22 protein-coding genes, 1 tRNA gene and 1 pseudogene are annotated in these 25,719 nt (G+C 68.0%); 8 read left to right on the top strand and 16 right to left on the bottom strand.

Annotated elements, in window-relative coordinates; all coding sequences use genetic code 11:
* Positions 1 to 490: 490 nt before the first annotated feature.
* The 6 genes and pseudogenes from BLR41_RS24005 to BLR41_RS11105 all read right to left on the bottom strand — a co-directional run.
* A pseudogene (locus BLR41_RS24005) lies at positions 491 to 1,543 on the bottom strand (serine/threonine-protein kinase); the annotation flags it as partial.
* 3 nt (positions 1,544 to 1,546) lie between these two features.
* On the bottom strand, positions 1,547 to 3,010 hold the full coding sequence (locus BLR41_RS11085; RefSeq protein ID WP_092627974.1) for a peptidoglycan D,D-transpeptidase FtsI family protein: 1,464 nt from the start codon (positions 3,008 to 3,010) through the stop codon (positions 1,547 to 1,549).
* Positions 3,007 to 4,479 carry an FtsW/RodA/SpoVE family cell cycle protein gene (locus BLR41_RS11090; protein WP_092627975.1) on the bottom strand — a complete coding sequence of 491 codons (1,473 nt, stop codon included), beginning with the start codon at positions 4,477 to 4,479 and terminating at the stop codon, positions 3,007 to 3,009. Before BLR41_RS11090 ends, BLR41_RS11085 begins: the two co-directional genes overlap by 4 nt.
* Complete coding sequence (locus BLR41_RS11095) at positions 4,479 to 5,999, bottom strand: PP2C family protein-serine/threonine phosphatase (protein WP_092627976.1); 1,521 nt, start codon at positions 5,997 to 5,999, stop codon at positions 4,479 to 4,481. Before BLR41_RS11095 ends, BLR41_RS11090 begins: the two co-directional genes overlap by 1 nt.
* Positions 5,996 to 6,460, bottom strand: a complete 465-nt coding sequence (locus tag BLR41_RS11100; RefSeq protein ID WP_092627977.1) for an FHA domain-containing protein FhaB/FipA — start codon at positions 6,458 to 6,460, stop codon at positions 5,996 to 5,998. The genes BLR41_RS11095 and BLR41_RS11100 overlap by 4 nt, the downstream gene beginning before the upstream one ends.
* Positions 6,461 to 6,512: 52 nt before the next feature.
* A complete protein-coding gene (locus BLR41_RS11105; RefSeq protein ID WP_092627978.1) occupies positions 6,513 to 7,733 on the bottom strand; it encodes an FHA domain-containing protein in 1,221 nt (406 codons plus the stop codon).
* Between the two features lie 266 nt (positions 7,734 to 7,999).
* On the opposite strand from BLR41_RS11105, the gene BLR41_RS11110 reads away from it, so the two are divergent.
* Positions 8,000 to 8,083, top strand: a tRNA-Leu gene (locus BLR41_RS11110).
* 466 nt (positions 8,084 to 8,549) lie between these two features.
* Here BLR41_RS11110 and BLR41_RS11115 read toward each other — a convergent pair.
* Complete coding sequence (locus BLR41_RS11115) at positions 8,550 to 9,926, bottom strand: dihydrolipoyl dehydrogenase family protein (protein ID WP_092627979.1); 1,377 nt, start codon at positions 9,924 to 9,926, stop codon at positions 8,550 to 8,552.
* 193 nt (positions 9,927 to 10,119) lie between these two features.
* Between BLR41_RS11115 and BLR41_RS11120 the strand changes: the two genes are divergently transcribed.
* Both BLR41_RS11120 and BLR41_RS11125 read left to right on the top strand, forming a co-directional pair.
* On the top strand, positions 10,120 to 10,380 hold the full coding sequence (locus BLR41_RS11120; protein ID WP_176797948.1) for an SbtR family transcriptional regulator: 261 nt from the start codon (positions 10,120 to 10,122) through the stop codon (positions 10,378 to 10,380).
* A gap of 257 nt (positions 10,381 to 10,637) precedes the next feature.
* Positions 10,638 to 11,102, top strand: a complete 465-nt coding sequence (locus BLR41_RS11125; RefSeq protein WP_092627980.1) for a hypothetical protein — start codon at positions 10,638 to 10,640, stop codon at positions 11,100 to 11,102.
* On the opposite strand, the gene BLR41_RS11130 is transcribed toward BLR41_RS11125, so the two are convergent.
* The 6 genes from BLR41_RS11130 to BLR41_RS11155 form a co-directional block, all read right to left on the bottom strand.
* On the bottom strand, positions 11,074 to 11,385 hold the full coding sequence (locus BLR41_RS11130) for a monooxygenase (RefSeq protein WP_092627981.1): 312 nt from the start codon (positions 11,383 to 11,385) through the stop codon (positions 11,074 to 11,076). The two genes, BLR41_RS11125 and BLR41_RS11130, sit on opposite strands and share 29 nt — an antisense overlap.
* Positions 11,386 to 11,507: 122 nt before the next feature.
* A complete protein-coding gene (locus BLR41_RS11135) occupies positions 11,508 to 12,548 on the bottom strand; it encodes a C40 family peptidase (RefSeq protein WP_092628305.1) in 1,041 nt (346 codons plus the stop codon).
* Positions 12,549 to 12,598: 50 nt separating this feature from the next.
* Entirely contained in the window at positions 12,599 to 13,435 is an 837-nt protein-coding gene (locus BLR41_RS11140; protein ID WP_092627982.1) for a cytochrome c biogenesis CcdA family protein, read from the bottom strand.
* Positions 13,432 to 14,169, bottom strand: coding sequence for a DsbA family protein (locus BLR41_RS11145; RefSeq protein WP_092627983.1), 738 nt, complete (start codon positions 14,167 to 14,169; stop codon positions 13,432 to 13,434). Before BLR41_RS11145 ends, BLR41_RS11140 begins: the two co-directional genes overlap by 4 nt.
* Before the next feature lie 57 nt (positions 14,170 to 14,226).
* Positions 14,227 to 15,177 (bottom strand): M56 family metallopeptidase, encoded by a 951-nt coding sequence (locus tag BLR41_RS11150; RefSeq protein WP_092627984.1) that lies wholly within the window; start codon positions 15,175 to 15,177, stop codon positions 14,227 to 14,229.
* Positions 15,174 to 15,545 carry a BlaI/MecI/CopY family transcriptional regulator gene (locus BLR41_RS11155; protein ID WP_092627985.1) on the bottom strand — a complete coding sequence of 124 codons (372 nt, stop codon included), beginning with the start codon at positions 15,543 to 15,545 and terminating at the stop codon, positions 15,174 to 15,176. The genes BLR41_RS11150 and BLR41_RS11155 overlap by 4 nt, the downstream gene beginning before the upstream one ends.
* A gap of 274 nt (positions 15,546 to 15,819) precedes the next feature.
* Here BLR41_RS11155 and BLR41_RS11160 point away from each other — a divergent pair, with 274 nt between their 5' ends.
* Positions 15,820 to 16,542 carry a DUF4386 domain-containing protein gene (locus BLR41_RS11160; protein WP_092627987.1) on the top strand — a complete coding sequence of 241 codons (723 nt, stop codon included), beginning with the start codon at positions 15,820 to 15,822 and terminating at the stop codon, positions 16,540 to 16,542.
* Positions 16,543 to 17,393: 851 nt separating this feature from the next.
* Here BLR41_RS11160 and BLR41_RS11170 read toward each other — a convergent pair.
* Positions 17,394 to 18,407: a sporulation protein gene (locus tag BLR41_RS11170; RefSeq protein ID WP_218120076.1), complete on the bottom strand. Its 1,014-nt coding sequence runs from the start codon at positions 18,405 to 18,407 to the stop codon at positions 17,394 to 17,396.
* Between the two features lie 298 nt (positions 18,408 to 18,705).
* Here BLR41_RS11170 and BLR41_RS11175 point away from each other — a divergent pair, with 298 nt between their 5' ends.
* Entirely contained in the window at positions 18,706 to 19,572 is an 867-nt protein-coding gene (locus BLR41_RS11175; RefSeq protein ID WP_092627990.1) for a M48 family metalloprotease, read from the top strand.
* 173 nt (positions 19,573 to 19,745) lie between these two features.
* On the opposite strand, the gene BLR41_RS11180 is transcribed toward BLR41_RS11175, so the two are convergent.
* Positions 19,746 to 20,006, bottom strand: coding sequence for a hypothetical protein (locus BLR41_RS11180; protein WP_092627992.1), 261 nt, complete (start codon positions 20,004 to 20,006; stop codon positions 19,746 to 19,748).
* 31 nt (positions 20,007 to 20,037) lie between these two features.
* Positions 20,038 to 20,730 (bottom strand): DedA family protein, encoded by a 693-nt coding sequence (locus tag BLR41_RS11185; RefSeq protein ID WP_092627993.1) that lies wholly within the window; start codon positions 20,728 to 20,730, stop codon positions 20,038 to 20,040.
* Between the two features lie 409 nt (positions 20,731 to 21,139).
* Here BLR41_RS11185 and BLR41_RS11190 point away from each other — a divergent pair, with 409 nt between their 5' ends.
* From BLR41_RS11190 to BLR41_RS11200, 3 genes are all read left to right on the top strand, one after another.
* The gene (locus tag BLR41_RS11190) at positions 21,140 to 22,558 is read left to right on the top strand and encodes an LCP family protein (RefSeq protein WP_218120077.1); all 1,419 of its coding nucleotides are present in this window, start codon (positions 21,140 to 21,142) and stop codon (positions 22,556 to 22,558) included.
* A 369-nt stretch (positions 22,559 to 22,927) separates the two neighbouring features.
* A complete protein-coding gene (locus BLR41_RS11195; RefSeq protein ID WP_245694070.1) occupies positions 22,928 to 25,087 on the top strand; it encodes a HelD family protein in 2,160 nt (719 codons plus the stop codon).
* Between the two features lie 164 nt (positions 25,088 to 25,251).
* On the top strand, positions 25,252 to 25,626 hold the full coding sequence (locus BLR41_RS11200; RefSeq protein WP_092627995.1) for a MerR family transcriptional regulator: 375 nt from the start codon (positions 25,252 to 25,254) through the stop codon (positions 25,624 to 25,626).
* Positions 25,627 to 25,719: the final 93 nt, after the last annotated feature.

Raw genomic sequence — 25,719 nt, forward strand, 5'->3', positions numbered from 1 at the left:
GCCTCGGAATCGACGAGAGCCGTCCCTCAGGATGCCGTACCGACCCGCCGTTGAATGCCTCCGGAGAGGCGAAATCGGCCAATCTCACACGACTGTCGGTGCCCGGTCGGGCACTCGGTGCGACTTCCGGGGCGGCCGGTGCTCCCACGCCGCGTGTGCCTGCCGAACGATCGTACGCCAGCAGCAACGCGAAACCGCCGGCGATCAGTATCAGCACCACTATCACGCCGAGTACCACCAGCACGGCGGTCCGGCGCCCGGGGCGGTGCGAAGCCGGATGTCCCAACGGGTGGTCGCGCCCCCGGCCGTGGTTCCCGCCGCCCGCGAGGCCGGGGGGTGCCGGTTGTGGCGGGATGACACCCGGGGGAACGGTGCTGCCCGTGTGGTGCGGCGCCCCCGCGGGTGGCGCGTGGTGGTTTCCCGGTGGCTGGTTGGCGCCGTAGGTGGTGGGGGTGAGGTTCCCCCCGCTCGGCGGCACGGCGTGCTGCTGGCCCCCGGGGGGTGGCTGATTTCCGGTCGGTGGTTGTGGGGGCGGCGGTTGCGGTCCGGGAGGGTGGTGCTGACCCGTGGAACCCTGCCCCGTCGTTGACTGCCCCGTCGTTGAGTGCCCGGTCGCCGGTTGGCCCGGGTACTGCTGCACCGGAGCGTGGCTGGGCGCGTGGGGCGGCTGCTGCGGAATCGTCAGAGCCACCGGGGTGGGCAGTGGTCTGCCCGCACGGACGTTGGCCACCGCGTTCGCGAACTCGCCGCCTTCGGCGTAACGCCTGCGGGGGTCCTTGACCAGGGTCGCTTCGATCAGCGCACGGGCTCCCGGCGGAACGTCCGGCGGCAGCGGCTGCGCCACGTCGCGGATGTGCATCATGGCGACGGTCACCGCGTTGTCGGAGAGGAAGGGACGATGGCCACGCAGGCACTCGTACCCGACCACCGCCAACGAATAAACATCGCTGGCCGGGGTCGCCTCGCCGCCCAGCGCCTGTTCGGGCGAGATGTAGTGCGCCGTGCCCATCACCATTCCCGAGCGGGTCACCGGTGCCGCGTCCGCGGCCTTGGCGATGCCGAAGTCGGTCAGCTTGATGGTTCCGTTCGGTGTGACCAGGATGTTCCCCGGTTTGACGTCGCGATGCACCAAGCCGCGTTCGTGGGCGGCGTGCAGCGCGTTACCGGCCTGTTCGAGCATCTCCAGCGTGTGCTCGGCCGTGATGCGCCCCTCCCTGGCGAGGATGGCGGCGAGGGGCTCGCCCTCGACGTGCTCCATCACCAGGTAGGCGGTGTCCTCCGGCCCGTCCGAGACGGCCGCCGCCTCGCCGTAGTCGTGCACCGCGGCGATTCCAGGATGGTTCAGCGACGCGGTGGTGCGTGCCTCGGTGCGGAAGCGGTGCAGGAACTCGGCGTCGCCGCACAGTTCGGGTTTGAGGACCTTGACCGCGACAGTGCGATCCAACCGCACGTCCACGGCCTGCCACACCTCGCCCATACCGCCGACGGCTATGCGCGTGGCGAGCCGATAACGCTCGGCGAGCGTTTGGCCGGAGTTGGGCACCCGTCAGCCACCCCCCTGCAGACCGGCGCGGATGACGGCCCGCGCCACCGGTGCGGCGATCTTGCTGCCGGTGGCGTCCGCACCCACGTTGCCGCCGTCCTCCACGACGGCCGCGACCGCGATCTGGGGGTTCTCGGCGGGTGCGAAGGCCACGTACCAGCCGTGCGGATCCTTGCCCTCGCCGTGCTCGGCGGTGCCGGTCTTGGAGGCGAGCTGCACGCCGCTGATCTTGCCCTCGTCGCCCGCCTGCTGCTCGGCCTTGACCATCATGTCCCGGACGGTTTGGGCGATATCGGGCGAGACCGCCTGGCCCAGCTCCTCGGAGTCGGTGCTGTCGAGCACCGACATGTCCGGGGCCAGCGTCTTCTCCACCAGGTGCGGTTTCATCACCTTGCCGTCGTTGGCGATCGCCGCCGCCACCATCGCGTTCTGCATCGGGGTCATGCGCACGTTGAACTGCCCGATACCGCTCTGGTAGAGCTGCGCCTGGTTCTCGATGTCACCGATCGAGGACGGTGCCACGCCCATCGGGACGTTCAGATCCTGACCGAACCCGAAGCTCCGCGCGGTCTCCCGCAGCTTCTTCTCCCCGATGTCACCGGCGATCTCGGCGAAGGCGGTGTTGCACGAGCGTGCCATCGCCTCCCACAGCGGGGCCGTGGGCATCGTCCCGCACGTGGAGCCGCCGTAGTTGGGCAGCTGGGCGTCGACCTTCGGCAGCTTGATGGACGACTTCGCGGTCACCTTGCTGTTGTAGTCGTACTTGCCGGTCTCCAGCGCGGCGGCCGCGGTGATCAGCTTGAACGTGGAGCCCGGCGGGTACAGCGTCGAGGTGGCCCGGTTGACCAGGGGATCGCGGGGTGCCTCGCGGAGCTCGTTCCACGCCTGTTGCTGCTTGTCCGAGGACAGGCTGGCCAGTCGGTTCGGGTCGTAGGACGGTGAGTTGGCCATCGCCAGGATCGAGCCGTCCTGCGGGTTCAGCGCGACCACGGAACCGCGTACCCCGCTGCCCGCGAGCTGGTCGTAGGCGGTCTGCTGCATGGCGGGGTTCAGGGTCAGCTCCACGTTGCCGCCCTGCTGTTTCTGCCCGCTGAACATGCGCTGCAGCCGGTTCAGCGCCAGTGAGTCGGCGGTGCCGCTGAGCACCTCGTGCTCGGCCTGCTCGATCCCGCCGCGGCCGTAGACGAACGAGAAGTAGCCGGTGGCGGGCGCGAAGGCCGGGCCGTTGGCGTACTCACGCTTGTACTTGAACCGTTCGCTGTCGGTGGGCTCGGAGCTGGCCAGCAGTTTGCCGTCGGCGATGATCTGGCCGCGCGGTGTGGAGTACTGCTGGTACAGCGTTCTGCTGTTGCCGGAGTGGTTGCGCAGTGCGTCGGCCCTGATGACCTGCACATAAGTGGCGTTGGCCAGTAGTAGCACGATCATCGCCATCATGGCCATGGCCACTCGTCGTAGTGGCTTGTTCATCGTGGACGCTCCACCAGCTCGGTATGTGCTTCGGCGATCGGGGGTTGTTGCGGCTGCGGCTTACTCGGTTGCTGCGGGCGTCTGGAGGCGTCCGAGATGCGAAGCAGCAGTCCCACCAGCACGTAGTTGCCGACCAGCGACGAGCCACCCGCCGCCAGGAACGGCGTGGTCAGTCCCGTCAGCGGAATCAGACCGGTCACGCCGCCCGCGATGACGAAGACCTGCAGCAGCATCGCGAAACCCAGTCCGCCTGCCAGCAGCTTGCCGAAGGAGTCCCGCACCGCCAGCGCCGCCCGCAGGCCACGCGCGGTCAGCAGCAGGTACACCAGCAGCAGCGCGGCGAGCCCGAGCAGTCCCAGCTCCTCGGCGGCGGCCGCGAGGATGAAGTCGTTCTTGGCGTAGGGCACGATCGCGGGACGCCCGCCACCGAGGCCGGAACCGCCGATGCCGCCGGTGGCCATGCCGAACAGCGCTTCGCTCAGCTGGTAACCGGAATCGCTGGTCATGGGGTTCAGCCATGCGTCGACCCGCTGCTGCACGTGGCCGAACAGCGAGTAGGCGGCCAGGCAGCCCGCCGCGAACAGCGAAAGCCCGATCGCGATCCACACCGCCCGTTCGGTGGCGATGTAGATCATCACCAGCACGATGCCGAAGAACAGCAGCGAGGTCCCCAGATCGCGTTCCAGCACCACGATCCCGATCGAGGCCGCCCAGGCGACCAGTACCGGAGCCAGGTCCCGCGCGCGGGGGAGGTCGATGCCGAGGAATCTGCGTCCCGCCGTGGTGAACAGTTCCCGCTTCGACACCAGGAAGGAGGCGAAGAAGATCAGCAGCAGGATCTTGGCCAGCTCGGCGGGCTGGAACGACAGCGGGCCGAGCTTGATCCACAGCTTGGCTCCGTTGATGTTCGGCGCGATCATGCTGGGCAGCACGGCGGGCAGCGCCAACGCCACCAGGCCGACCAGGCCGCAGGTGTAGCTGTACTTGGCCAGCGTGCGGTGGTCCCTGACGAACACCAGCACCAGTGCCAACAGCACCAGGCCGAGCGCGGTGTAGAACACCTGTGAGGGCGCGGCGGGGCTGAAGGCGTCCCCGGCGCGTTCGGCCTCGGCCGCGTTGCCGATGTCTATCCGGTGGATCAGCACCAGGCCGAGTCCGTTGAGGAACGCGACCAACGGCAGGATCAGCGGGTCGGCGTAGGGGGCCCAACGCCGGACCGCCAGGTGCGCCAGGCCGAACAGCGCGAGGAACGCCACCCCGTAGTAGAGGATCTGGTTCGGGGGCTGCGATTCCAGGTTGAGGTTGACGAGTGTCAGTGCGCAGGTGACGACCACGGTGGCGAATGCCAGCAGCACCAGCTCCGTGCCGCGCCGGGTCGGTGTGGTGGAGGTCGCGGAGCCTGTCCCCTTGCCCGTGCCCGGTCCGCCCGGGGCCTCGCGGTTGTCCGGGTTGGTCGAGGTGGCTGCCATCAACTCACCGTCCGGCAGTTGACACCCGGTTCCTGTTCGGGAGAACTCAGCGGGGTTCTTTCGCTGGACGACTGCGAGGACCGGGGGGTCGAGTTCGTCGCGCTCGCTCCGGCGCTGGAGTCGGCCGGATCGTTCCGCGCGGAGGCGCCGGTGGCGGGGGGCTGCTGGCCGGTGTCGTTGCCGGAACCGTCGTCGCCGGAACCGTTGTTACGGGTGTCGCCGTTTCCGGAACCGTCGTTGCCGGTGTTGCCCTGGTTGTTCTCGGAGTTCCGCTCCGTGTCGTCGCAGATCGGCAGCAGCGCGCTCAGCCGCAGCCGGTGGATCGTCTCCCGCGCCTCGTCGAGATCGGAGACCTGCGTTATCCCGTCACGCACGTTGGCGCGTTGGGCTTCCTTGAGATCCTGTACCTCGATCGGTGTGCATCCCTCCGCCGCGCCGGGGGGGCAGGACAGCTCGAGCTGCCGGTGCATGCTCACCCCCAGCACACTGCCCTGCACTCCCTGGAAGATCGCGACTTTCTGGGAGCCGTTCACCCCGATGTAGTACTGGTTGAACAGCCACCAGCGCCCCGCGAAGACCAGCCCCGCCAGCACCACCAGCACGCCGAAGCCGACGAGCATTCCTCGTAACCACCGTCTCCGGCGTGGTGGATCCGGGGGCGGGGCCGTGAACTCCCGCTGCTGCGGCGCGGGCTGGCTCCGGGTGGCAGCCGAGGCGCGAGCCGCGGCCGAGTCGGGCTGTGGCCGGGGGTCCTGGTCGTCGAACCCGGCCGCTCCGGCGACTATCGGCGCGTCGTCACCGAACTCGACGTCGACGACGTCGGCGACGATCACGGTAACGTTGTCCGGACCACCACCCTTGAGGGCTAGTTCGATCAGCCGGTCGGCGGACTGCTGTGGATCGGATATCCCGAGGGCCTCGGCTATGGTCTCCTCGCTGACCACACTGGACAGACCGTCCGAGCACAGCAGGTACCGGTCGCCCGCTCTGGCTTCCCGCACCGCGAGGCTGGGTTCCACCTCGTGGCCGGTCAGCGCACGCAGCAGCAACGAGCGCTGCGGGTGGTTGGCGGCCTCCTCCTCGGTGATCCTTCCCTCGTCGATCAGCGACTGCACGAAGGTGTCGTCGTGCGTGATCTGGGAGAGCTCGCCGCTGCGCACCTGGTACGCCCGCGAGTCACCGATGTGGACCAGGCCGAGTTTGCTCCCCGCGAACAGCATGGCCGTCAGCGTGGTGCCCATGCCGTCCAGATCCGGGTCGCTGGCGACCAGTTCCGAGATCGCGTTGTTGCCGGACAGCATCGCTTCGTGCAGATGGCCCAGCAGGTCGTCACCGGGTTCGTCGTCGTCCAGCGCGGACAACGCCGCTATGACGACCTTGCTTGCCACCTCGCCGGCGGCATGGCCGCCCATACCGTCCGCGAGGGCGAGAAGTCTGGGGCCGGCGTAGACCGAGTCCTGGTTGTTGGAACGAACCAGGCCGCGATCACTGCGGGCCGCGTAGTGCAGGACGAGGGTCATGAGCGCAGCTCGATCACCGTTTTGCCGATTTTGATCGGAGCTCCGAGCGGGACCTTGGTCGGCCCCGTAACCTTCGTCCGATCGAGGTATGTGCCGTTGGTGGAGCCCAGATCTTCCACGTACCAGTCCTGGCCCCGTATCGACAGCTTCGCGTGTCGTGTCGAAGCATAGTCGTCGTCCAGGACGAGTGTGGAGTCATCGGCGCGACCGATCATTATGGGACGCCCCTCCAGGGTTATTCGGGTGCCCGACAGCGCCCCCTCGGTGACCACGAGCTGCCGTGGTGACTTCGTTTTCGGGCGTGACTGCTTGCCGGACTTCTTGCCCGCTCCCGGAACCGACATGCGCAGTCCGGAAGCCGACTGCAGGTCGGAGCGCACCACACGCAGCGCTACGAGTACGAACAACCAGAGCAGGGCGAGAAACCCTGCTCTGGTCAGCTGAATCACCAGCTCGGACACTTGTTGGGGACGCTCCTAGCTTGCTGGTCGGCTCGTGCTGGTACAGGCGGACTCAGCCCTGAGCCCGGAAAACCAGGGACGAGTGGCCGACACGGATGACGTCTCCATCGGCCAGTTGCCAGGTCTGCACCGGCGTGCCGTTGACCGTGGTGCCGTTCGTCGACCCCAGGTCCGCGAGCATCGCCGCCTGACCGTCCCACTGGATCTCGATGTGCTTGCGGGAGACCCCGGTGTCCGGCAGCCGGAACTGGCCCTCCTGGCCACGCCCGATCACGTTACTACCGTGCTGCAGGGTGTACGAGCGGTTGGACCCGTCGTCGAGCTGGAGGGTGGCGGTCAGCTGCCTGGGAGCCGCGTCCGGCGGATAACCGCCCGGCGCTCCCGGCGGAGGGTATCCGGGCTGGCCGTAGCCGGGGGGTTGTTGGCCGTAGCCCTGGTCGGGGAAACCGCCGGACTGCGGGTATCCGCCACCCGGCTGACCGTAACCGGGCGGCTGTGCGTAGGCCTGGTCGTAGCCGGGGGGTTGACCGTAGCCGGGGGGTTGTTGGCCGTAGCCCTGGTCGGGGAAACCGCCGGACTGCGGGTATCCGCCGCCGGGCTGGCCGTAGCCCTGGTCGTAGCCCGGGGGCTGGCCGTAGGCCGGCGGGGGCGGGGGATAACCGGGCTGGCCGTAGCCCTGGTCGGGGAAGCCACCGGACTGGGGGTATCCGCCGCCGGGCTGACCGTAACCCTGGTCATAACCGGGCTGGCCGTAGCCGTAGTTCGGGTCCTGCCCGTACTGGCCCTGGTCGTAGCCGTACTGCGCCTGCTGGGCGTACGGATCCCCCTGGGGATATTGGCCTGGTGGCTGGCTCATGGGTCGGTCTCCTGCGGTACGAGGTGTTGCCGGCCGTCGGCTTACGTCGGGGTCGACGGACGAGCTTATTCGAAACTGTCCCGTGTGCAGCGTCTCAGAGCGCTCCAGGGAGACTACGACGTCACCATATGTGTCCCACCGCTGCTCGGTGAGATGCTCCTGAACGCAGTCGGCGAGAAGATCGGTGACCCGATTCTCGTCCTCCATGAGTCGATCGTGATCGGTGGGGCTCAGCTGCACGACGTAGTGGTTGCACGCCAGCAATCTGCCGCCCGCGAGTTCGCGCACCTGCAACTCGGCTTCCCGCTGCAGTGACTGCGCGACCTCCTGGGGAACGACCTTGCCGCCGAACACCCGCGCGAAGCTGTTGCCGACGATGCCTTCGAGCCTGCGCTCGAAGCGCTGCACGAGGCCCACGGCAATCCCCCTCCATACTCTCGACTCTTGCGTACCATCGTATCTGGCGCGACGAGCCGTTACAGCTACTAGTTCCGATCGGGGACGCACCCCGCGGGATTCCGGCGACCTGGCTGTGTTAACCTGATCGTGCCGGTTCCGGAACACGGTTTCCGCTGGCCGATTGTACCGATCGCTCACGGTCGGTGCGGTGATTCGGACGAGGACCCCCGTTGAAGGGTTCGGATCCGAGTGTTGTAGGGTGAGGTTACAACAGAAAAGCCCACGGGCGGGTGGCGGAATAGGTAGACGCGCACGGTTCAGGTCCGTGTGTCCGAAAGGACGTGGGGGTTCAACTCCCCCCTCGCCCACCGGGGGCCGACGACACGATGAATGTCGGGTGACCGGCACAATGGTTCGTCGAGCTTGGACGTGACGATCGGGGAGAGCTTCGCTTGAGGCGGGGCTCTCCCCGGTTTTTTGTGTCTCGGTTCTTGTGGGGCTTTGCGGCTGGGTTGCCCGCTGTGCCCGGTTGGCGGGATCTCTCGCGGGCTCTCGCTTGCGTGCGCCGTGTCGGGTTTTCGGGGTGGTGGAGTGTTTCGAGTGTCACTCCGTGGTGGGTTTTCGGCCTGTCCTCGGCTGGGGTTCAGCGGTGTGAAGTCCAGGGGTGTGGGGTTCGGGTGTCCACTGTGGCAGTGATGTGGTGGTGCGGCCGCTGAAATCTCGTTGGCGTGCCGGAGCGTGTGCATCCGGCGGGTACCGCCGAGCGGTTACGGCCGCCAACGGTGCGATGCTCCGTCCGGACCGGGGCATCGGATCGGGGGCATCGGACCTGCCTCAGTCGACTAGCTGGCCGAGGGCGGCTTCGATCGCCCGGTGGAAGGTGGGGAAGGCGAAGATCATCCGGCGGAGCTGGGCGATATGCACCTGGGTGTGCACCGCGACGGTGAACGCGCTGAGGATCTCGCCGCCCAGTGGTGCGACCACGGTGGCTCCGAGCAGGATGTCGCGGTCGGTGTCGGCCACCAGTTTGATCACCCCCTCGTTACCGGCCTTGTGGATCCAGCCGCGGGCAGAGGAGGGAATCGCGGTGACCGCTGTGCGCACGGGGAAGCCCTGTCGGCGGGCTCGGTCCTCGGTGAGGCCGAGGGATGCCACCTCGGGGTCGGTGAACGCGACAGCTGGCATGGCCCGGTAGTCCGCGGTCTCCGCACCATCGCCGAGGATGTCGTCGGCGGCGATGCGTGCCTGATACACCGAGGTGTGAGTGTAGGCACCGTGACCGGTGACGTCACCGACGGCCCACACCCCCTCGGCGGCGCGCATCCGCTCGTCCACGGCGATGGTGTTCGCGTTCTCCTCGAGACCGAGTGCGCCCACCCCCAACGTGGCGAGATCCGTGTGCCGTCCGGTGGCGATCAGCAGTTGTTCGGCGGAGACGCTCTCCCCGGAGTCGAGTTCCAAGGTGAATCGGCCCTCCCGGTGCCGCACGCGCCGCGCGGAGGTGCCGGTGTGCACGGTGATCCCCTCGGCGGTGAACACTTCGGTGATGCTCTCGGAGGCTTCGGGTTCGCCCACCGACAGCACTCGTGGTGCGGATTCGACCACGGTGGTGTCGACGCCGAACCGTGCGAACACCTGGGCGAACTCCAGTCCCACGGGTCCCGCGCCGAGCACCACCATCGAACCGGGCAGCGAGCGGGCCCGCACCGCCTCCCGGTTCGTCCAGAAGGGGGTGTCCCGGAGCCCGTCGATCGGCGGCACGGTGGGCTCGGTACCGGGGTTGAGCACGATCGCGCGGCGAGGGCGGAAGACCCGCTCTCCCTCAGGCGTGGCGACGGTGACCTCACCGGGGGCGGTCAGTCGGCCGAGACCACGCACGAACCGCCCTCCCGTGGCCTCGAAACGCCGCACGGCGGCCTGGTCGTCCCAACCACTGGTGGCCTCGTCGCGGATGCGGTCGGCGACCGGGGTCCAGTCCGGCTGGACCGACGCCGTTCCCGCGAGCAGCGGAACCCGTCCGGCCTCGGCGAGCGCACCGGCCCCGCGGACCATCATCTTGGTGGGAATGCAGGCGTAATAGGGGCACTCCCCTCCGAGGAGACGATTGTCCACGCCGACCACGCTCAGTCCCGCCGTGGCCAGTCGCCCGGCGAGCTCCTCACCGCCCGGACCCATGCCGACCACCACGGCATCGACCTCGTCCTCCGCCATCTTCGCCTCCTCGCGGTTCGGGGTTTCCCGTAACCGTCAGCCCAGCACCGGAACGGCGAGTACGCACGGCGGAGCGTCGGCTGCCCGGATACACCGATACCGAGTTCCCCGAAAGCTCGCTTCGTCGCCCCGTGGTGGTGAACCGAGCGCCTCGATCACCCCACGACGTTCCCGCCCTGGTAGGGAGCTCGCCATGCTCGGCACCCTCCGCGCGGGCTGGGCCTCCGGGAGCATCGCGACACCGACCCCGCGGGAGCGAATCACCGCCGTGCTCGCCTCGATCCTGACCGCCGGGGCACGAACGGGGTCGTTGCGAGCCGATGTCGACCCCGGAGACGTCGTCACCATGCTGCTGGGTGAGTTCCTGTCCACGACAGCCGCGGAGACCCCGGAACGCATCGACCGTCTGCTCGACCTCGTCCTCGACGCACTGCGCCCGAACGGCCGAACCTAGGCGCGACCGTCGGTTCCCACGGGAGCGGAGAGTCGGGCCGGGTGGCCGGGGCTCGTGCGGGGTTCCCGGCAGGGGTGTGACTTCCCGCCGTGAAATACTATGATTTGTAGTAGTTGTTGTGTCGCGGGTGGCTCTCCCGCGAGCGCGAGGGCGCATCCGACCCAGGGTGGCCGCGGTCGTGTGCTGTTGGCTCGGTACCGGCCGGTCCGGCGTCCCACGCCGGTTTCCTCGCGCGCACGTGGCGAAAGTGGTGTTCGATGAGAGCGTGGACAGTGCGTCAGTGGGGCGTGGCGGGTGTTTCGGCGCTCGTGATCGCTCTGGTCATGGGAGTGGCGACCGCGATCATCGACAATCCGTTCTTCGTGCGGATGATTCCCACCCCCTGGTGGGCCTACCCGATCTGGATCACCACGTCCGTGCTGCTCGGACTGCTCCTGGCCACGTACGTCAGGCCACGGGGACCCTGGCTGGAGAGCTCGTCGTCGCGGCAACGGCGTGGCTTGGGGGCGGCGGTGTTGGCGTGGTTCGCGATCGGCTGCCCCACCTGCAACATGCTGGTGGTCCTGGCGGTGGGCACCAGTGGGGCGGTGACCTGGTTCCAGCCGCTTCAGCCGGTCCTCGGAGTGCTCTCCGTGCTGTTGCTCGGTGCGGCGCTGCGCGGCCGGTTGCGTAACGCGTCGGCTTGTCCCGTGGCTATTCCCGCCGCAGCGGAGCGTGATTGATCCTCGACAGGGATTCGTTGACATCGAAGACCTTGGCAGTTATGCCGGTGATGCCGAATCCGGTCAACCGTTCGGTGTGCTTGCGCAGGTAGCGCTGCGCGGTCTCGTGGGATTCGAACAGGTAGACGCCGCCCGCTTCGGCCGTCTCGCGGTTCTCGGTCCAGATCTTCCACAGCAGTCCCGGTTCGCCGTCGATGCTCTCGGCCAGCTCGGTGAACGCCTCGGTCATGGCCGCACCGAAGGGACCCTGGGTGGGAAAGTCGATCTGCAACAGGCAGGGCATCGTGAGCCGGTTCCTTCCCGATCGGAGTGGGCACGTTCGGACCCGGGTTCGGTGCCGCGTCGTGGGCTGTCGGCGGCCGTCTCCTGCCGAGCGCCGTGGTGCGCGGTCGAACCCGCCTCCGCTCAGCCGACCATACGACGTACGGAATGCACGTCGCCGATGTCACTGTAGTGCTCGACCTTGACCGTCTGACCGGTCGTGGGGGCGTGCACGACGTCGCCGCCACCGATGTAGAGCCCGTTGTGGCTGGCCGAGTCGTAGTAGAAGACCACGTCGCCCGGCTTCATCCGATCGAGGTCCACTGCCCTGCCCGCGTCGATCTGGGTCCTGGTGGAGGCGGGCAGGTCGACTCCGGCCTGTTCGTAGGACCATTGCACCAGTCCGGAGCAGTCGAAGCTGTCCGGCCCCTTGGCGCCCCACACGTAGGGAGAGCCCTGTTTGCTCAGGGCGATGTTGACGGCTTCGACGGCCGCGCCGGAACCGGATATGGCGCCGACCCCGGTCGATCCGTCCGCGGCGAGTGCGGCTCGTTCCGCGCGGGTGAGCCTGTCGTACTGCCGTTCGACCTCGGCGATCCGCTCGCTCATGGCTCGTTTACGTCGAGCGATCCTGTCCTCCAGCCGTTCCGCCTCGGCGGCGGCCTTCGCCGCGTCGTCCCGAGCCGCTCGCGCTCGCCGCTCGGCGGTCTCGGCGCGCCGTGTCGCCTCGGTGATGCTTCGTACGGCCGCGCTGCTCTCGGACGCGAGTTTGTCCAGCATGCTGGCGCGATCGAGGTACTGGTCGGGGGATTCACTGGTGAGCAGGGCGGAGAGCTGGTTCGAGCCGCCGCCGGTGTAGGCGGCGGCGGTGAGCTCGTCGACTTCCTCGCGGAGCGCTTCCTGCTCGGCCCTTGCCCGCTTAGCCGCACGCGTGGCCCGGGTGACGGTGGTTTCGGCGCGGGAGAGCTCTCGTTCGCGGGCCCGGTGGTTCTCCCGGGCTTCCTTGTAGTCCTCGGTGAGGGACTCCGCCTCACGGGCCAGTTCCCGAAGGCGTTGCGCCGCTTCGGAGGAGGTGTCCGGGGGTGCCGGGGCCGCGGTGGCCGCGGAGGTTCCCGTGGTCAGGGCCACGACGAGCGTGGTGGCCACGGCGAGGACTCCCGCGCACTTCGGCGGGTGGGAAGGCATGTGAAGAACTCCGCTCTCGTCGTTGGTGCGAGCTCGCTCGTGCGGGCGGTTCATCGGGAGGGGGAACGTTCGCGACGGGCGCGGTGGAGTCGCCACAAGGCGACGCCGAGGGCGAGCACGGCCAGTACCAGCAGTACCGCTCGGTTGGAAACGCCGGAGGTGAGTCCGTGCAACAGGACGCCGAGCTCGTACTGCGTGTCCACATCGATCGGACCGCCCAGCCCGGCCGTTCCGTCGGTGGCCAGGAACAGCACTCCGAGAGCGCAGAACAGCGCGCCGGAGACGAGGTTGGTCGAGTGGATCCGGAAACTTCCCAGGGAGAGCTCTCGTCCTCGCAGCCAGCGCCGGTTCCCCAGGTCGAGGCGTTCCCACAGCAGGGCGAGCACGAACAGCGGAAACGCCATTCCGAGGGCGAACACGGCCAGCAGCATTCCGCCGTAGCCGGGGTTCCCGCCCGCGGCCGACACGGTCAGCACGCTGCCGAGGAGAGGGCCCGCGCAGAAACCGGCCAGCCCGTAGACACCACCGAGGGCGAACACCGAGATCCCGGAGGAGATCGGGATTCTCCCGACCGAGCGCTGTGCGGCGCCGATGCCGAATCCCTTTCCGCTGATCTGCAGCAGACCCAGCCCGATCAGCACGAGTCCGCTGCCGAGAGTAACGGCGCCGCGGTGCTGCGTGAGCAGGGCGCCGAACAAGCCCGCCGCGGCGCCGAGCGGTACGAGTGTCACGCACAGCCCGAGGTAGAAGACCGCTGTTCGCGCCACCAGCTTGCCGAGGTTGTCGAAGGCGTAGGCGAAAAAGGACGGCAGCAGCAGCGCCGCGCACGGACTGAGCAGGGTGAGCAGTCCGCCCAGGAACGCGCCGAGCAGGCCGATACCGGTCATCGGGCTTCCTTGCGGGCGGTCTCGATCGCCGAGACGAACGCGTCGAGGGGCTGTGCCCCCATGATCGGATCTCCGTTGACCACGAACGTCGGTGTGGCGGAGACTCCTATGCGGTTGCCCTCCCGCGAATCGGTCCGGATCGCGCGCTCGACGGCGGCGTTCGCCATGTCGGACTCGAACCGCTCGATGTCGGTGATCCCCGCCTGCTCGGCGTAGTCGATCAGCTTGGACACGGGCAGATCCGGTTTGCTTCGACGAGGTGCGTTCGAGTACACCACGTCGTGGAACCGCCAGAACTTTCCCTGGCGTGCGGCGGCCTGACCGGCCTTGGCGGCGCGCATCGACTGCGGGCCGAAAACGGGGAAGTCGCGCCACTCGATGCGCAGTACCCCGGTCTCCACGTAGCGCTTCTTCAGTTCGGGAGCCACGGTGCGCGCGTACTTGGCGCAGAACGGACAGCGGAAGTCCTCGTAGGTGACCATGACCACGGGTGCGTCGACCCGGCCGAGCGCCTGTGGATCGCCGGGTTCCCGGCGGGCGAGTGATTCGAGCGGCCCCGCCTGCTCTGATTTCGCTTGCCCGGACCCGGTGGTTTCCTGCTGCGCGGCCGGCCGGTTCGAACTCTCGTTACGCGGTACCAGCATGCTGACGAGGAGAACCGCGATGACAGCGACCAGGACCGCCACCACCGCGTTGAGCCGCCACAGCCGTGCCTTTCGAGGTGATGTGCCCATGAGCGCTCCGTTCGATCAACTACTACGGAGCATAGTAAATACTACGGTCGATAGTATTTAAATGGGGGGCGCGGTCAACAGGCACAACCACAGCACGGCACCGGCCGTGGCCCCCAGCGCGAGCACGGCGGGTGACAGGGACGTGAAGGCCGCGAGCGGGTAGCCCATGCCACGTCCCACCCTGTTCGGACCAAAGCGGGATCTCGGCTCCAGCCACCGCAGTCGCAGCTCGATCGCCTCGCGCGACATGGCCAGCGAGATCGTCGGGAGGCGTTCCGAACCGACCGTCCGCAGTGCGTTCCGGACCCCGTCCCGGCCACACACGCGGGCCGCCGCGGAGTCCGCGGCGAGTTCCACGAGCACGCGAATCGCCGAAGGGGCCGTGCGGAACAGCGGCACGAAGCACAGCACCCGCGAGGCGATCTCCGCCAGGAGCACGAGGCGGTGGTGGCGTCCCCGCAGGTGGGCGTGCTCGTGCGCGAGGATCGCCCTGCGCGTTTCCCCGTCGAGTCGGGCGACGCCGGTGGTGGCGACCACCGCGCCGCGGCGCCCGCCGAGGCTGTACGCCACCGGGGTGCTCTCGGGCAGCCAGAACACCGCCTCCCGGTCACCCCCTTCGGTGTGGCCGAGGAGACGCAGCGCCGTCAGGTGCTGGTGGCCGCGCTCCGAGGCCGATCTGCCCATCCGCACGGCAACCCAGCACGTTCGCACCGTCAGGGCGACCGCGAGCCCCGCGAGGAGCAGCCGCAGCACCGTTTCCCACAGGTGCCGGCCGGTGTTCACACAGGCGGCGGCCATCCCGATCAGCCCGTCGGCCGAGAGGCCGTGCGGCAGGACGAGCAGAGCCGTCGCCACGTAGAAGGAGGCGATGGCGGCGAACATCGAAATGAGCCAGCCGGCCAGAGCGGTGCCGGGGCCGAATCGGGGGGACATGAGGCCGCGCAGGTAAACGGGACCGAGCGCCCCGATCAGTACCGCCGTGCCCAGCAGTCCCAGTACGAGGGTCATGGTTTCTCGTCACGCCGCTCGTCGCGGTCGAGGGCCCGGCGCAGCAGCCGGTACTCCCGCTCCGACACCGATTCCGCGAAGTGCAGCAGCACCGACTCCGCATCCCCCGACGAGTCGAGCACCTCGCGCAGCAGCCCGGCGCCCGCCTCTTCCCGGCTCCGCGCCGGAACGTAGTGGTAGGCCCGGCCGTGGCGGGAGCGAGTGACCCAGCCCTTGGTGTGCAGGTGATCGAGCACGGTCATGACCGTGGTGTAGGCCGGGTCCCGGTCACCGGTGAGCCGTTCCAGCACGTCACGGACCCGCAGCGGGCTCTCCGAGGCCCAGAGGACGTCCATGACCTTCATCTCCAGCTCACCCAACCCGAGCACGACGCGAGTGTATCCGTCCTCTCGCCCGTTCCCACGGGCTGACCGGATTCCCTCCGGCGCGCGACCCCTCGGGGTGGTGGTGATCTCGGCGGCTCAGCGGATTCGTTCGCGCGGGCTAACGAGGAGTGTCCCCCGGACCCGCCGTACCGGATCCCCGGCACCGAGTTCTCCGGGGAGAGCCGGGGAGATCCCGGATGACCTCGGTGTTGGAGAGCGCGACTCTTACCGGTGGGTACCTCGTGCACGGGAACCGCGTAGCGAAGGGCAGGGACAGATGTCGGAGTCGGTGGAGTCAGAGGTCCGGGTGCGTCGGTTCCGGACGAGAGCGGCCGGGAGCATCGTTCTGTTGGGAACCGCGCTGACGATCGTCAGTCAGTCCCTGCAGCAGCGGGGGGAGATCCCCCGTGGTGATGCGGTGGGGGTCTTCGAGCACGTCCTGGGAACGCCGTGGCTCGTGGCCGCGTTGCTCGGGATCCTCGGGGTGCTCTGCTGGGGGGTGGGCTTCACAACTGCCGGGCGTGCCCTGCGGGATCCGGTGGGCAGGGCTGTCGCGCGGATGGTGGACCCCCTGATGGTGGTCGCGCTCGCCCTGTTCGTGGTCAACTACGCGCACGACGGTTTCAGCAGCGGGGTGCTCGCACGCCGGTGGGCCTCCGGTGAACTCGAGGCCGGTACGGCGACGGGGGACTTCCGAGTCGTGGAGATCCTCGTCGGGGGGACCTCCATCCTGTCCCAGGCCCTCGTGGGGCTGGCGCTGGCGGGCTATGCCTTGGCGATGCTGCTGAGTCGGCAGTATCCGCGCCCGTGGTCCTGGCTGGGCCTCGTGGCTGCCGCGGGATGGTTCCTGCTCGGTTCGGGGTTGTTCCTGCGGCTTCCCGGGGTCTCTTTCGAGCTGCTCCTGCCGTTCGCGGGGCTGGCAATGGTGTGGGCGCTGGGCGTCGGGGTCATCCTGCTACGGCTGAGCACCTCGGGAAGGCGGATCGAAGCCGACCGGTAGGAGCTCCTCGCGCCATGTTCGAAATGGTTGCCGCGAACCGCACATGGGAAAGCGAGCAGGGTGGCCACCCGCTGTTTCAGGCAGGTGCGGCGTTTGCCTGTGATGGCGAACCCGGTCGATAAGAAAAGCGCGCTGGCCGCGGTGATCACCTCGATCAATAGCGGGTCACCGGACGGGGAAAAGCGTGATTGTCAAGTCCCATTGTGCTGAATGCACGATTTCCGGATGGTGAGCCGGTGGTCCCGGTTAGGTGAGAAACGCTCGTTATCGGCGGGTGAGTGTTCTCGCCTTTTTGGCGCGTCGCGCCAAAAAGTTGTTACCGTACGTGATAGCAGAATGCGCGACGGTGAAAGTCGAGTCGCTTCGAGGTATTAGGTTGTGCGCTGCGGCGACGTCCCCCTCCGGGGGAGGGCAGTGGTCGACGCCGACCAGCAGCGTGACCTCCGCACCCCGCAGCCCCGGGATGCGACGCCTGGCGCCTCCGAGGACGGGCAGGCCGACCTGGCCGGGGTGACGCGCGCCCACCGTGTTCCCGGGAACCCGCGCACCTCGCCGCGGTCGCCTATGCCTCGACGGTGGGGCCTCGCCGGTAGTCGAGGGGGTTGGCGGTCCCCGTCTCAACGTCCCCTGGCAGATGTCGCTCCGCGCGGGTTTCGTGGGTGTCACCGGACTGCGGAACGAACGCGGTCCGGAGCCTCTGGGACGCGATCGCCCGTCGCCGGTGGTCAGGATGGACGACGTCGCCGTGCCCGAGCAACCCGAACATCCGCTGGCCGACCTGAGGCGTGGCCATGGGGGTGTCGTGGCGCCGGTCAGCGGCCACGACACCATCGCTCGTGAGGAGCGGTCGGTTACTCCTCTTCCATCTCCTCCGCGAGTTCCTCGGCGAGCTCCTCCTCGTCGACCTCGCCCTCTTCCTCATCGCCGTCGAGCATTTCCCCGACGACCATGCCGCCCACCGCGCCGACGGCCAGTCCGCCCGCACCGGCGGCGATCATGCCTCCCATACCGGGACCGGAATGCTCCTCCTCGTGTTCCGGATGCCCGTGGTGTTCGTGCACGTGGTGCGTGTGGATGCCGCCGTGTCCGTGAATGCCGGACTCGTGACTGGTGGCCACGCTTTCGAGCCAGTGGGTGAGCTCGGCGTGCCAGTCGGTGTGGACGGCTTCCTCGTGGCTTCGCCGGAGGCGCCCGATGGCCTCGCCGTCGGGGGTGAACATCCCGCCCCGCTTGTCGGCCTGCAGCACGATGTCGATGCCGTCGGGGTGTGCGACGAAGGTGAGTTCGATCTCCTCGACAAGTCCGGCCAACTGGGCCGGCGGGAAGAACTCGATCTCCTGGTAGAACGGCAGTTGCTGCGGGGTGCCGTGGATGTGGCCGTGTTCTAGGTCGGCGTCCTTGACCCGGGCTCCCAGGTCCAGCAGAGCTTTGATCACCGGGAGCTGGGACTCCAGCGGCTCGATGTGGACCGGGTCCAGGTCACTGGTGTCGACCGCCTTGGCCACCGCGACCTGCGTGCTGAGCCCCAGGTGCATGCCTCGCAACTTTTCACCGAAGACCGTCGTGATCGGTGCTTCCCACGGCACGGGCACGCTGAAGGGGATGGTGTGGTATTCCTCACCGCTCAGGTGTAGCTCTTCGGCGACGGTGACCTGCTGCAGCGGCATGGCCCGCTTCTCGTCGTCGCCGATTTCCACCTCGGCCACGAGGGTCAGCACGACCTGCTGTATCTCGGTATCCGTGCTGGCGCCGCCGACCCGGACCTCACCGAAAACGGCCCCACCCGGTCGGGCCGTGTCGTTGCTCAGGACGGCGTCCACCGACGGTCCGCCCACGCCGACGGCTTGCAGCATCTTCTTGAACATCACCGCTCCTGTGTTCCGTACGATCGGATTCGGGCCGGGCAACGTGTGCCCGTTATCAGCGGTTCCTCACGGACCGTGACGATCCGGTGATCGTTATCGACTCGTGATGAACGGGTTGTGCCCGCGCACGCGGCGCCGCGCACGCAACGCCGCGCACGCACCCGTTCGGTCCGACGAGCGGGTGTACTACGGCTCGTGCTCGTACCGAGGTGTTCGGTCGGGAATCAGCGGCCCCGCAGGTCCGTTCGAGGACGGAAAGGGTTCTGTCCGGCCCGCTCCGATTCGAGATGAGGTAGAGGTGCACAGACTCCGCAACGGACTCAAGACCGCCGTCCTGCTGGGCGGCCTGTCGGCGTTGATTCTGCTGGTCGGCCAGGTTCTCGGCGGCACCGTCGGCCTGCTGCTCGCCGCCGTGGTGGCGCTGGGGCTCAACGGCGTCTCGTACTTCTACTCGGACAGGCTCGCGATCCGGGCGATGCGTGCCGAGGAGATCGGGCCGAACCGGGCCCCGCGCCTGCACGCGATCGTGGCCGAGCTCGCCGCCACCAAGGGGATGCCCATGCCCCGGCTGTACCTGAGCCCTACGGACAGTCCCAACGCGTTCGCCACCGGTCGCAACCCCTCCAACGCGGCGGTGTGCGTGACGTCGGGGATTCTGGAGATTCTCGACGAGCGGGAACTCCGTGGTGTGCTGGGACACGAACTCAGTCACGTGGGTAATCGGGACATTCTGATCTCCTCGGTGGCGGCCGGACTGGCCAGCATGGTCATGATTCTGGTCAACATCGCCCAGCTGGGGGCGCTGTTCGGGTTCGGCGGGGACGAGGACGGTCCGAGCTTTTTCGAGATCATCCTCATGGCGGTGCTGGGTCCGGTGGCCGCCGGGCTGATTCAGGCCGCGATCAGCCGTTCCCGGGAGTACGCCGCCGACGCGTCCGGTGCTGAGGCCACTGGTGATCCGCTGGCTCTGGCCAGTGCGCTGGACAAGATCGAGCGTGTCGCCCAGGGACGCCCGCTGCCGGAAAGTTCCGAGACCGCTCCGGTCAGCTCGCTGATGATCGCCAACCCGTTCTCGGGTAAGACGATGATGCGGCTGTTCTCCACTCATCCCGACACGCGCGACCGCATCGCCCGACTGCATTCCATGTCCGGCGAACAGCGTTGAGGAAGCGACGAGCTTCCGGAGGGAAGTGTCGACAGCGCGCTACCCCGGAAGCGGGAGGGCTGCCCGGTCACGCGTCCCCGGCGTGTCAATGCTCCCGTGTCCGCCCGTCGGCGAGGAGCCCCGTCGGCGAGGAGCACTGTCGGCGAGGAGCACTGTCGAGGTGTAGGTCCGCGTCAGCGCATCGTCCACAACAACAGCATGATCGAAACCAGCACGTGTGCCGCCCCGAGCGCGATACCGAGTAGCGCGGTGATGTCGAGACGGTGGTCGCCCCGGGTTGTCACCGAGGCCGCGCCGCAGACCACGGCGCCGACGGCACATACCACGCCGGGTACGAGCAACACCCAGCTCGCGATGCCCAGGCACAGGGCGAGCGGGCCCAGCCAGGCATACGAGCCGGGACGATGTCGGGCCGGTATTCGTTCTCGGCTCATGCGGCTTTCCTGGGCTACCGAACTCGGGAACTCAGTGGTTCGGGGAATCTTGCGGGGACCGGTCTACTGAAATCGAGGATCGCCCGCCCTGTCGGTCGTTTCCGCTTTCCGGGGTCCTCCGACGGTATCGACGCCAGAGCAGCGTGCTCACGACAATGAGGGCGAGGGCGGCGAAGAGAATCCAGCTCGCACGTCCGAGCACGTCCTCGAGGTAGGTGGCCGAAGCCCCGGCTGCTGTACCGAGGCCCACGTGCAGCAATGACCAGCCACACGCTCCGAACAGCGAGGCGGGCAGAAACCGACGGAAGGACAGCCCGCTGGCCCCGGCGGCGGCAGGGGTCAGGGTGCGCACGACGGGCAGGAACCGGGCGGTGAACACTGCCCCACTGCCGTGCTGACGCAGCATCGCCGCGGCACGGTCCCAGTGCTGCCGCCCGAGTCTGGTCACGATCCGCGTTTGCCGCATGCGGGTGCCGAAACGGCATCCCAGCCAGTAACCGAAGCAGTCGCCGGCGCACGCGCAGCCCGCGACGACGGCGACCAAGCCCAGGAAGTAACTGGGTTCGGTCACACTCGCACCTGCGAGGAACAGGGCTGTCTCACCGGGGATGAGGAAGCCCAGCCCGATGGTGCACTCGCTCAGCGCCAGTAAGCCGGCCAGTGCGATCACCAGGGGCCACGGAAGGTCCGTCAGGACGCTGACACCGTCTCCGATGTCGGGCATGCGCACTCCTTGTGATCGAAAGCGGTGCCGACACCGTACAGGCGGCCGGGGACGTGTGCCGCAGTGAGCGAGGCCGCCGTAGCGGTAAGCTGCACGTCGAAGCGAGCCACGGTGCGCGCGTGGGGTCGTCGTAGACACGGAGGTCGCCGTGCCGGACGAGCAGCAGCCCGGAACCGGTCGTGAGCAGCGCAGGCCCTATAGCGGCTACCATGCCGACTCACGGCATTCCGGATCTCTTCCCGAAGACCGGCAGGAACGCACCAGTGCGCCGCCCTCTTCCTCGAATGCCTCCCACCGATCGCGTAGGAACTCGCGGCGATCTCCTGACGAGCCCGTCACACGCCCCATCCGCGCGGCGTCGCGACGCCCCGTCCGCCCGAGCCGGGCCCTACGTGCTGTGTTGAGGTCGATGCTGGCACTGATGTCGGTTGCGGTGTTCGTTCTCAGTGGCTACGCGTGGCTGATTCTCAACGACCTCGAGGGCCGCCTCAACACCAGCGATGTCACCTCCAAGGTCAGTGCCGACGGCTCGATGGACATTCTGCTCGTCGGCAAGGACAGCCGTACCGACGCCAACGGCAACCCGTTACCCGATGATCTGCTCCGACGGCTGCGTGCCGGTGACAACGAGGCCGAACTCACCGACACGCTGATCCTGCTGCACATTCCCCGTGACCGTTCGCGGGCCGTCGCCTATTCGATCCCGCGTGACACCTACGTCTCGATGCCGGACGGCTACGGCAAGCACAAGATCAACTCCGCTTTCGGGCGTGCCAAGGCGCAGGCCGCCGACGAGCTTCGCTCCGAAGGAGTATCGGATTCGGCCGAGCTGGAACGTCGTTCCGCCGAAGCCGGCCGAGAACTGCTCGTGGACACGGTGACCGACCTGACCGGCGTCGGCATCGACCACTACGCAGAGGTCAACCTGCTCGGTTTCTACCGGCTGACGAAGGCCGTCGGTGGGGTGGAGGTGTGCTTGAAGAACGCCGTCGACGACCCGTACTCCGGAGCGGACTTCCCCGCTGGTCGACAAACCATCTCCGGCGGTGACGCGTTGGCCTTCGTGCGGCAACGCCACGGTTTGCCCCGCGGTGACCTCGATCGCGTGGTGCGCCAGCAGGCGTTCATCGCGGGCCTGGCGCGTTCGATGCTCTCCAGCGGAACATTGTCCAATCCCGCCCGCCTCGACCGGCTGTTCAGCTCGATAGAACGCTCGGTGGTGCTCGACTCGGGCTGGGACGTACTGGAATTCGCACAGCAGATGAACGGTCTCGCAGGCGGGAACATCACCTTCGACACGATTCCCGTACAGGACCCCGCCTACGACACCCCCGACGGGCTGGCCGTCAAAGTCGATCCGGACGAGGTTCGCGAGACCATCCAACGTGTCAACGACGGGCGGTCACCGCAGCCGGAGCCCCCGCGACAACTCGCGGCCACCACGGTCGACGTGCGCAACACCACCGACATCACCGGACTCGCCGGTCGTGTCCACGATGACCTGGACGAGGAGGACGTACCGGTCGGCGACGTCGGCAACGCCGCCGAACGTGACACCTCCCGTGTCACCTTCGGGCCTGGGGCCGACACCGCCGCGAGTTACGTCGCCGAGCTGCTCGACGGTCTCCCCGTCACTGCGGACGACGGACTCGACTCCGACGAGATCCGAGTCCTGCTCGGCGACGACTACGAAGGACCCGGCGCCGCACAAGGCTTCACCTCCTCGGCGCCGCTGTCGCTGAACCCCGATTCGTCCCCATCCCTCGCGAGCCCGCCAGCTCCCAGCGACGACGCCATCACCGCCGAGGACATTCCCTGCGTCAACTAGACGCCTCAACTAGGCGAACTCCTCCCGCGCTGGAGGAGTGCCCATTCCGCCTCCGTCGCTCGTCGCGGGTGTCCGCAACGCAGCTCCGAGACGTGGACTGCCTACCGTGCTCGGTCGTGGAGCGGGGGATCGGATCGTTCCGGCCGGAGGGTGTGGGGGCGTCGTCGGATTCCCGGTATCCGATGGGTGCGGCAGTAGGAAGTTCCGGCCCCGGTCGTCGAGACCACCCCGCGACGTCGGCTCCCGTCGTCGCGGCACAACCCGGGATACCCGCGAGCCATGCCTGTCCGCGTACCGGTGGGGACCGTGATCGAGCCATTACTCTACCCTCACGTAAGGGTAGGTTCTGCCCGGAAGTCCGACCCGGAGGTGGCCTTGACGGACGCGGGGACGCGAGAGGAAGAACGGGAGCGTCGGCATCTGGCCGAGACGACGCGGCTGCTGAACGCGGAGTTGGAGCGGCTGGTCGATTCCATCGACAGGTCCGCCGAGTTCATCCAGGCGCAGAAGGAGCACCTGTGGGAGCACTGGCGCGACATGGACAGCTCCGAGAAGGCCAGGTTCCGCGTCGACGTGGACCTGTCGGTCGCCCAGGGGGAGCACTCGGTCGAGCGGCGGGAACGCGTCGAACGGCTGCTGGAATCCCCCTACTTCGGGCGCGTTGACTTCCGCGCGGAAAGCGACGCGGAGTCCGGTGCCCACTACATCGGGGTGCACAACTTCTCGGACCCCGAGACCCAGGAGATCCTGATCCACGACTGGCGCGCGCCGGTCGCCACGCTGTTCTACGACTTCGAATCCGGGGAGGCGCACTTCGAGGCGCCGGTGGGCACCATCCACGGCGAGATCACCGGCAAGCGCCAGTACAAGATCCGGGGCGGGCAGCTGGAGTACATGTTCGAGAGCTCGCTGAACATCGGTGACGACGTGCTGCGGCGGGAGCTGGGCGAATCCGCCGACGACCGGATGAAGAACATCGTGGCGACCATCCAGCGGGAGCAGAACGCCGTGATCCGCAACGAGACGGCACGGGTGCTGATCCTGCAGGGCGTGGCCGGCTCCGGGAAGACGTCGATCGCGCTGCACCGCGTTGCGTTTTTGCTCTACCGCTTCAAGGACACCCTCTCGTCCGACAACATCATGATCCTCTCCCCAAACAGGGTCTTCGGCGACTACATCGCCGACGTGCTTCCCGAGCTGGGCGAGGAGCAGGTCTCGGAGATCGACTTCGACAGGATCGCGGGCACGTTCCTGGCCAAGGTCACCGGCTACGAGACGTTCAGCGAGCAGGTGGTCAAGCTCCTGGAGAACGGCGACGAGGCGGCTGCCGAGCGGATGCGCTACAAGGCGACCCCCGAGTTCGTCGCCGAGCTCGACGAGTGGATCGCCGCGCGCGCGGAGGAGGATTTCACCCCCGCCGACGTCGAGCGCAGGAGCCGGCGACTCTCGGCCGACTGGGTCGCCGACGCCTTCGAGGAGGCGCGAGGGCTTCCGATCTTCACCAGGCTCGACCGCGTGGCGAGCAGGGCCGTGAACCAGCTCAAGCAGCAGGTCATGGACAGGGGCGGTGGCAAGTGGTCGTCCTCGGACGCCGCCAGCGTCCGCAGGCGTGTCCACGCCATGTTCCCCTACAAGGACGCGCTGGCCGTGTACAGGGCTTTCTACGAGGATCCGGCCCGGCGCGGCATGTTCCAGCCGCTCGCCCGGAAGCGGATCGAGTACGCCGACGTGTTCCCGCTGATCTACACCATGATCAGGACGGCCAGGCAGGAGGGCTACGGCCACATCCGTCACCTCGTGGTCGACGAGATGCAGGACTACACACCGGTGCAGTACGCCGTGCTGCGCGAGCTCTTCTCCTGCGACATGACGATCCTGGGCGACTCCAACCAGTCGGTGAACCCGTTCAGCTCCTCGTCACTGGCCACGATCCACAGTGTTTTCCCGGAGGCCGACTGCCTGGAGCTTTGCAAGAGCTACCGCTCCACGATCGAGATCACCGAGTTCGCCCAGCGCATCTCCAGAAACGACAAGCTCGTCCCGATCGAGCGGCACGGGCCCCGACCCAGGGTTGTCGCCTGTTCCGACGAGCGGGCGCAGCGGGAAGAGATCCTGGGCGTCGTCGAGCGGCACGGGGACAGCGAGCACCGCTCCCTCGGGATCATCTGCAAGACCGCTACCCAGGCGGAGGCGCTCCACGGCTTCCTGTCCGAGACCGGTGTCGCCGCGACCCTGCTCGACTACGGGAGCACGGAGTTCACCGGTGGCATCGTCGTCACCTCGGCACACGTCTCCAAGGGACTGGAGTTCGACGCCGTGGTGGTCCCCGCCGTGGACGACGCGAACTACGCCGACGAGATGGATAGGTGCATGCTCTACATCGCCTGCACCAGGGCCATGCACGAACTCCACCTGACCCACGAGGGGAAGCTGTCGCGTTTCCTGGAGTTCGGGCGGCACTCCGAGGTGCTCTCCGGTGCCGGTACGGCCGAGGTCGGCGAGCATTCAGCGGAAGTGCGGGTGGGGTGACTTCGAACCTCCCCGGAAGCCCCGCGGCTTCTCGGTGAGGCTCTGGAGCCCGCGGTGCCGATCCTCACACATGGTCCGTGCCCGACCGGGCTCGCCGGTGCGCGAGAATCGACGGTCACCGTCGTCGCGAACAGCGGGCGTTCCGGGTGTGAGGAAAGGACGGCATGGTGGACGGGCATATGCAGATCGGTGAGGTCGCCGAGCGCACCGACCTGTCGTTGCGCACGATCCGCTACTACGAGGAAGTCGGTCTGGTGGTGCCGAGCGCGCGCAGCCAGGGCGGGTTCCGGCTGTACACCGAGGCCGATCTGCGGCGCTTGGCCGTGATCAAGCGGATGAAGCCGCTGGGGTTCCAGCTCGAGGAGATGCGTGAGCTGCTCGACCTGCTCTCGCGGGAGATCACCGAGCTGACTGATCGGGAGCGGGAGCGGCTGCGGGGCTTCCGAAACAAGGCCGACGAGCAGTGCGACCGGCTGCGGAACCGACTGCGGACCGCCGAGGAGTTCGCCGAGACGCTGCACAACCGCCTGGCCGACTGAGCGGGCCCTGCCGGGAGAATCGACGGAATTCCCCACCGGCTCTCGCCGTTGTGAGGCCCGAGGTCGAATGGGCCGGGCCGCACGGGCTGCAGC

It is taken from the genome of Actinopolyspora mzabensis, assembly GCF_900101095.1.
Classification (GTDB): Bacteria; Actinomycetota; Actinomycetes; order Mycobacteriales; family Pseudonocardiaceae; genus Actinopolyspora; species Actinopolyspora mzabensis.

Coding starts and splice junctions, on each gene's coding strand:
- BLR41_RS11085 (WP_092627974.1), bottom strand. CDS start 3,010: ATGAACAAGCCACTACGACGAGTGGCCATGGCCATGATGGCGATGATC.
- BLR41_RS11090 (WP_092627975.1), bottom strand. CDS start 4,479: ATGGCAGCCACCTCGACCAACCCGGACAACCGCGAGGCCCCGGGCGGA.
- BLR41_RS11095 (WP_092627976.1), bottom strand. CDS start 5,999: ATGACCCTCGTCCTGCACTACGCGGCCCGCAGTGATCGCGGCCTGGTT.
- BLR41_RS11115 (WP_092627979.1), bottom strand. CDS start 9,926: ATGGCGGAGGACGAGGTCGATGCCGTGGTGGTCGGCATGGGTCCGGGC.
- BLR41_RS11120 (WP_176797948.1), top strand. CDS start 10,120: ATGCTCGGCACCCTCCGCGCGGGCTGGGCCTCCGGGAGCATCGCGACA.
- BLR41_RS11125 (WP_092627980.1), top strand. CDS start 10,638: ATGAGAGCGTGGACAGTGCGTCAGTGGGGCGTGGCGGGTGTTTCGGCG.
- BLR41_RS11130 (WP_092627981.1), bottom strand. CDS start 11,385: ATGCCCTGCCTGTTGCAGATCGACTTTCCCACCCAGGGTCCCTTCGGT.
- BLR41_RS11135 (WP_092628305.1), bottom strand. CDS start 12,548: ATGCCTTCCCACCCGCCGAAGTGCGCGGGAGTCCTCGCCGTGGCCACC.
- BLR41_RS11140 (WP_092627982.1), bottom strand. CDS start 13,435: ATGACCGGTATCGGCCTGCTCGGCGCGTTCCTGGGCGGACTGCTCACC.
- BLR41_RS11145 (WP_092627983.1), bottom strand. CDS start 14,169: ATGGGCACATCACCTCGAAAGGCACGGCTGTGGCGGCTCAACGCGGTG.
- BLR41_RS11150 (WP_092627984.1), bottom strand. CDS start 15,177: ATGACCCTCGTACTGGGACTGCTGGGCACGGCGGTACTGATCGGGGCG.
- BLR41_RS11160 (WP_092627987.1), top strand. CDS start 15,820: ATGTCGGAGTCGGTGGAGTCAGAGGTCCGGGTGCGTCGGTTCCGGACG.
- BLR41_RS11170 (WP_218120076.1), bottom strand. CDS start 18,407: ATGTTCAAGAAGATGCTGCAAGCCGTCGGCGTGGGCGGACCGTCGGTG.
- BLR41_RS11180 (WP_092627992.1), bottom strand. CDS start 20,006: ATGAGCCGAGAACGAATACCGGCCCGACATCGTCCCGGCTCGTATGCC.
- BLR41_RS11185 (WP_092627993.1), bottom strand. CDS start 20,730: ATGCCCGACATCGGAGACGGTGTCAGCGTCCTGACGGACCTTCCGTGG.
- BLR41_RS11190 (WP_218120077.1), top strand. CDS start 21,140: ATGCTGGCACTGATGTCGGTTGCGGTGTTCGTTCTCAGTGGCTACGCG.
- BLR41_RS11200 (WP_092627995.1), top strand. CDS start 25,252: ATGGTGGACGGGCATATGCAGATCGGTGAGGTCGCCGAGCGCACCGAC.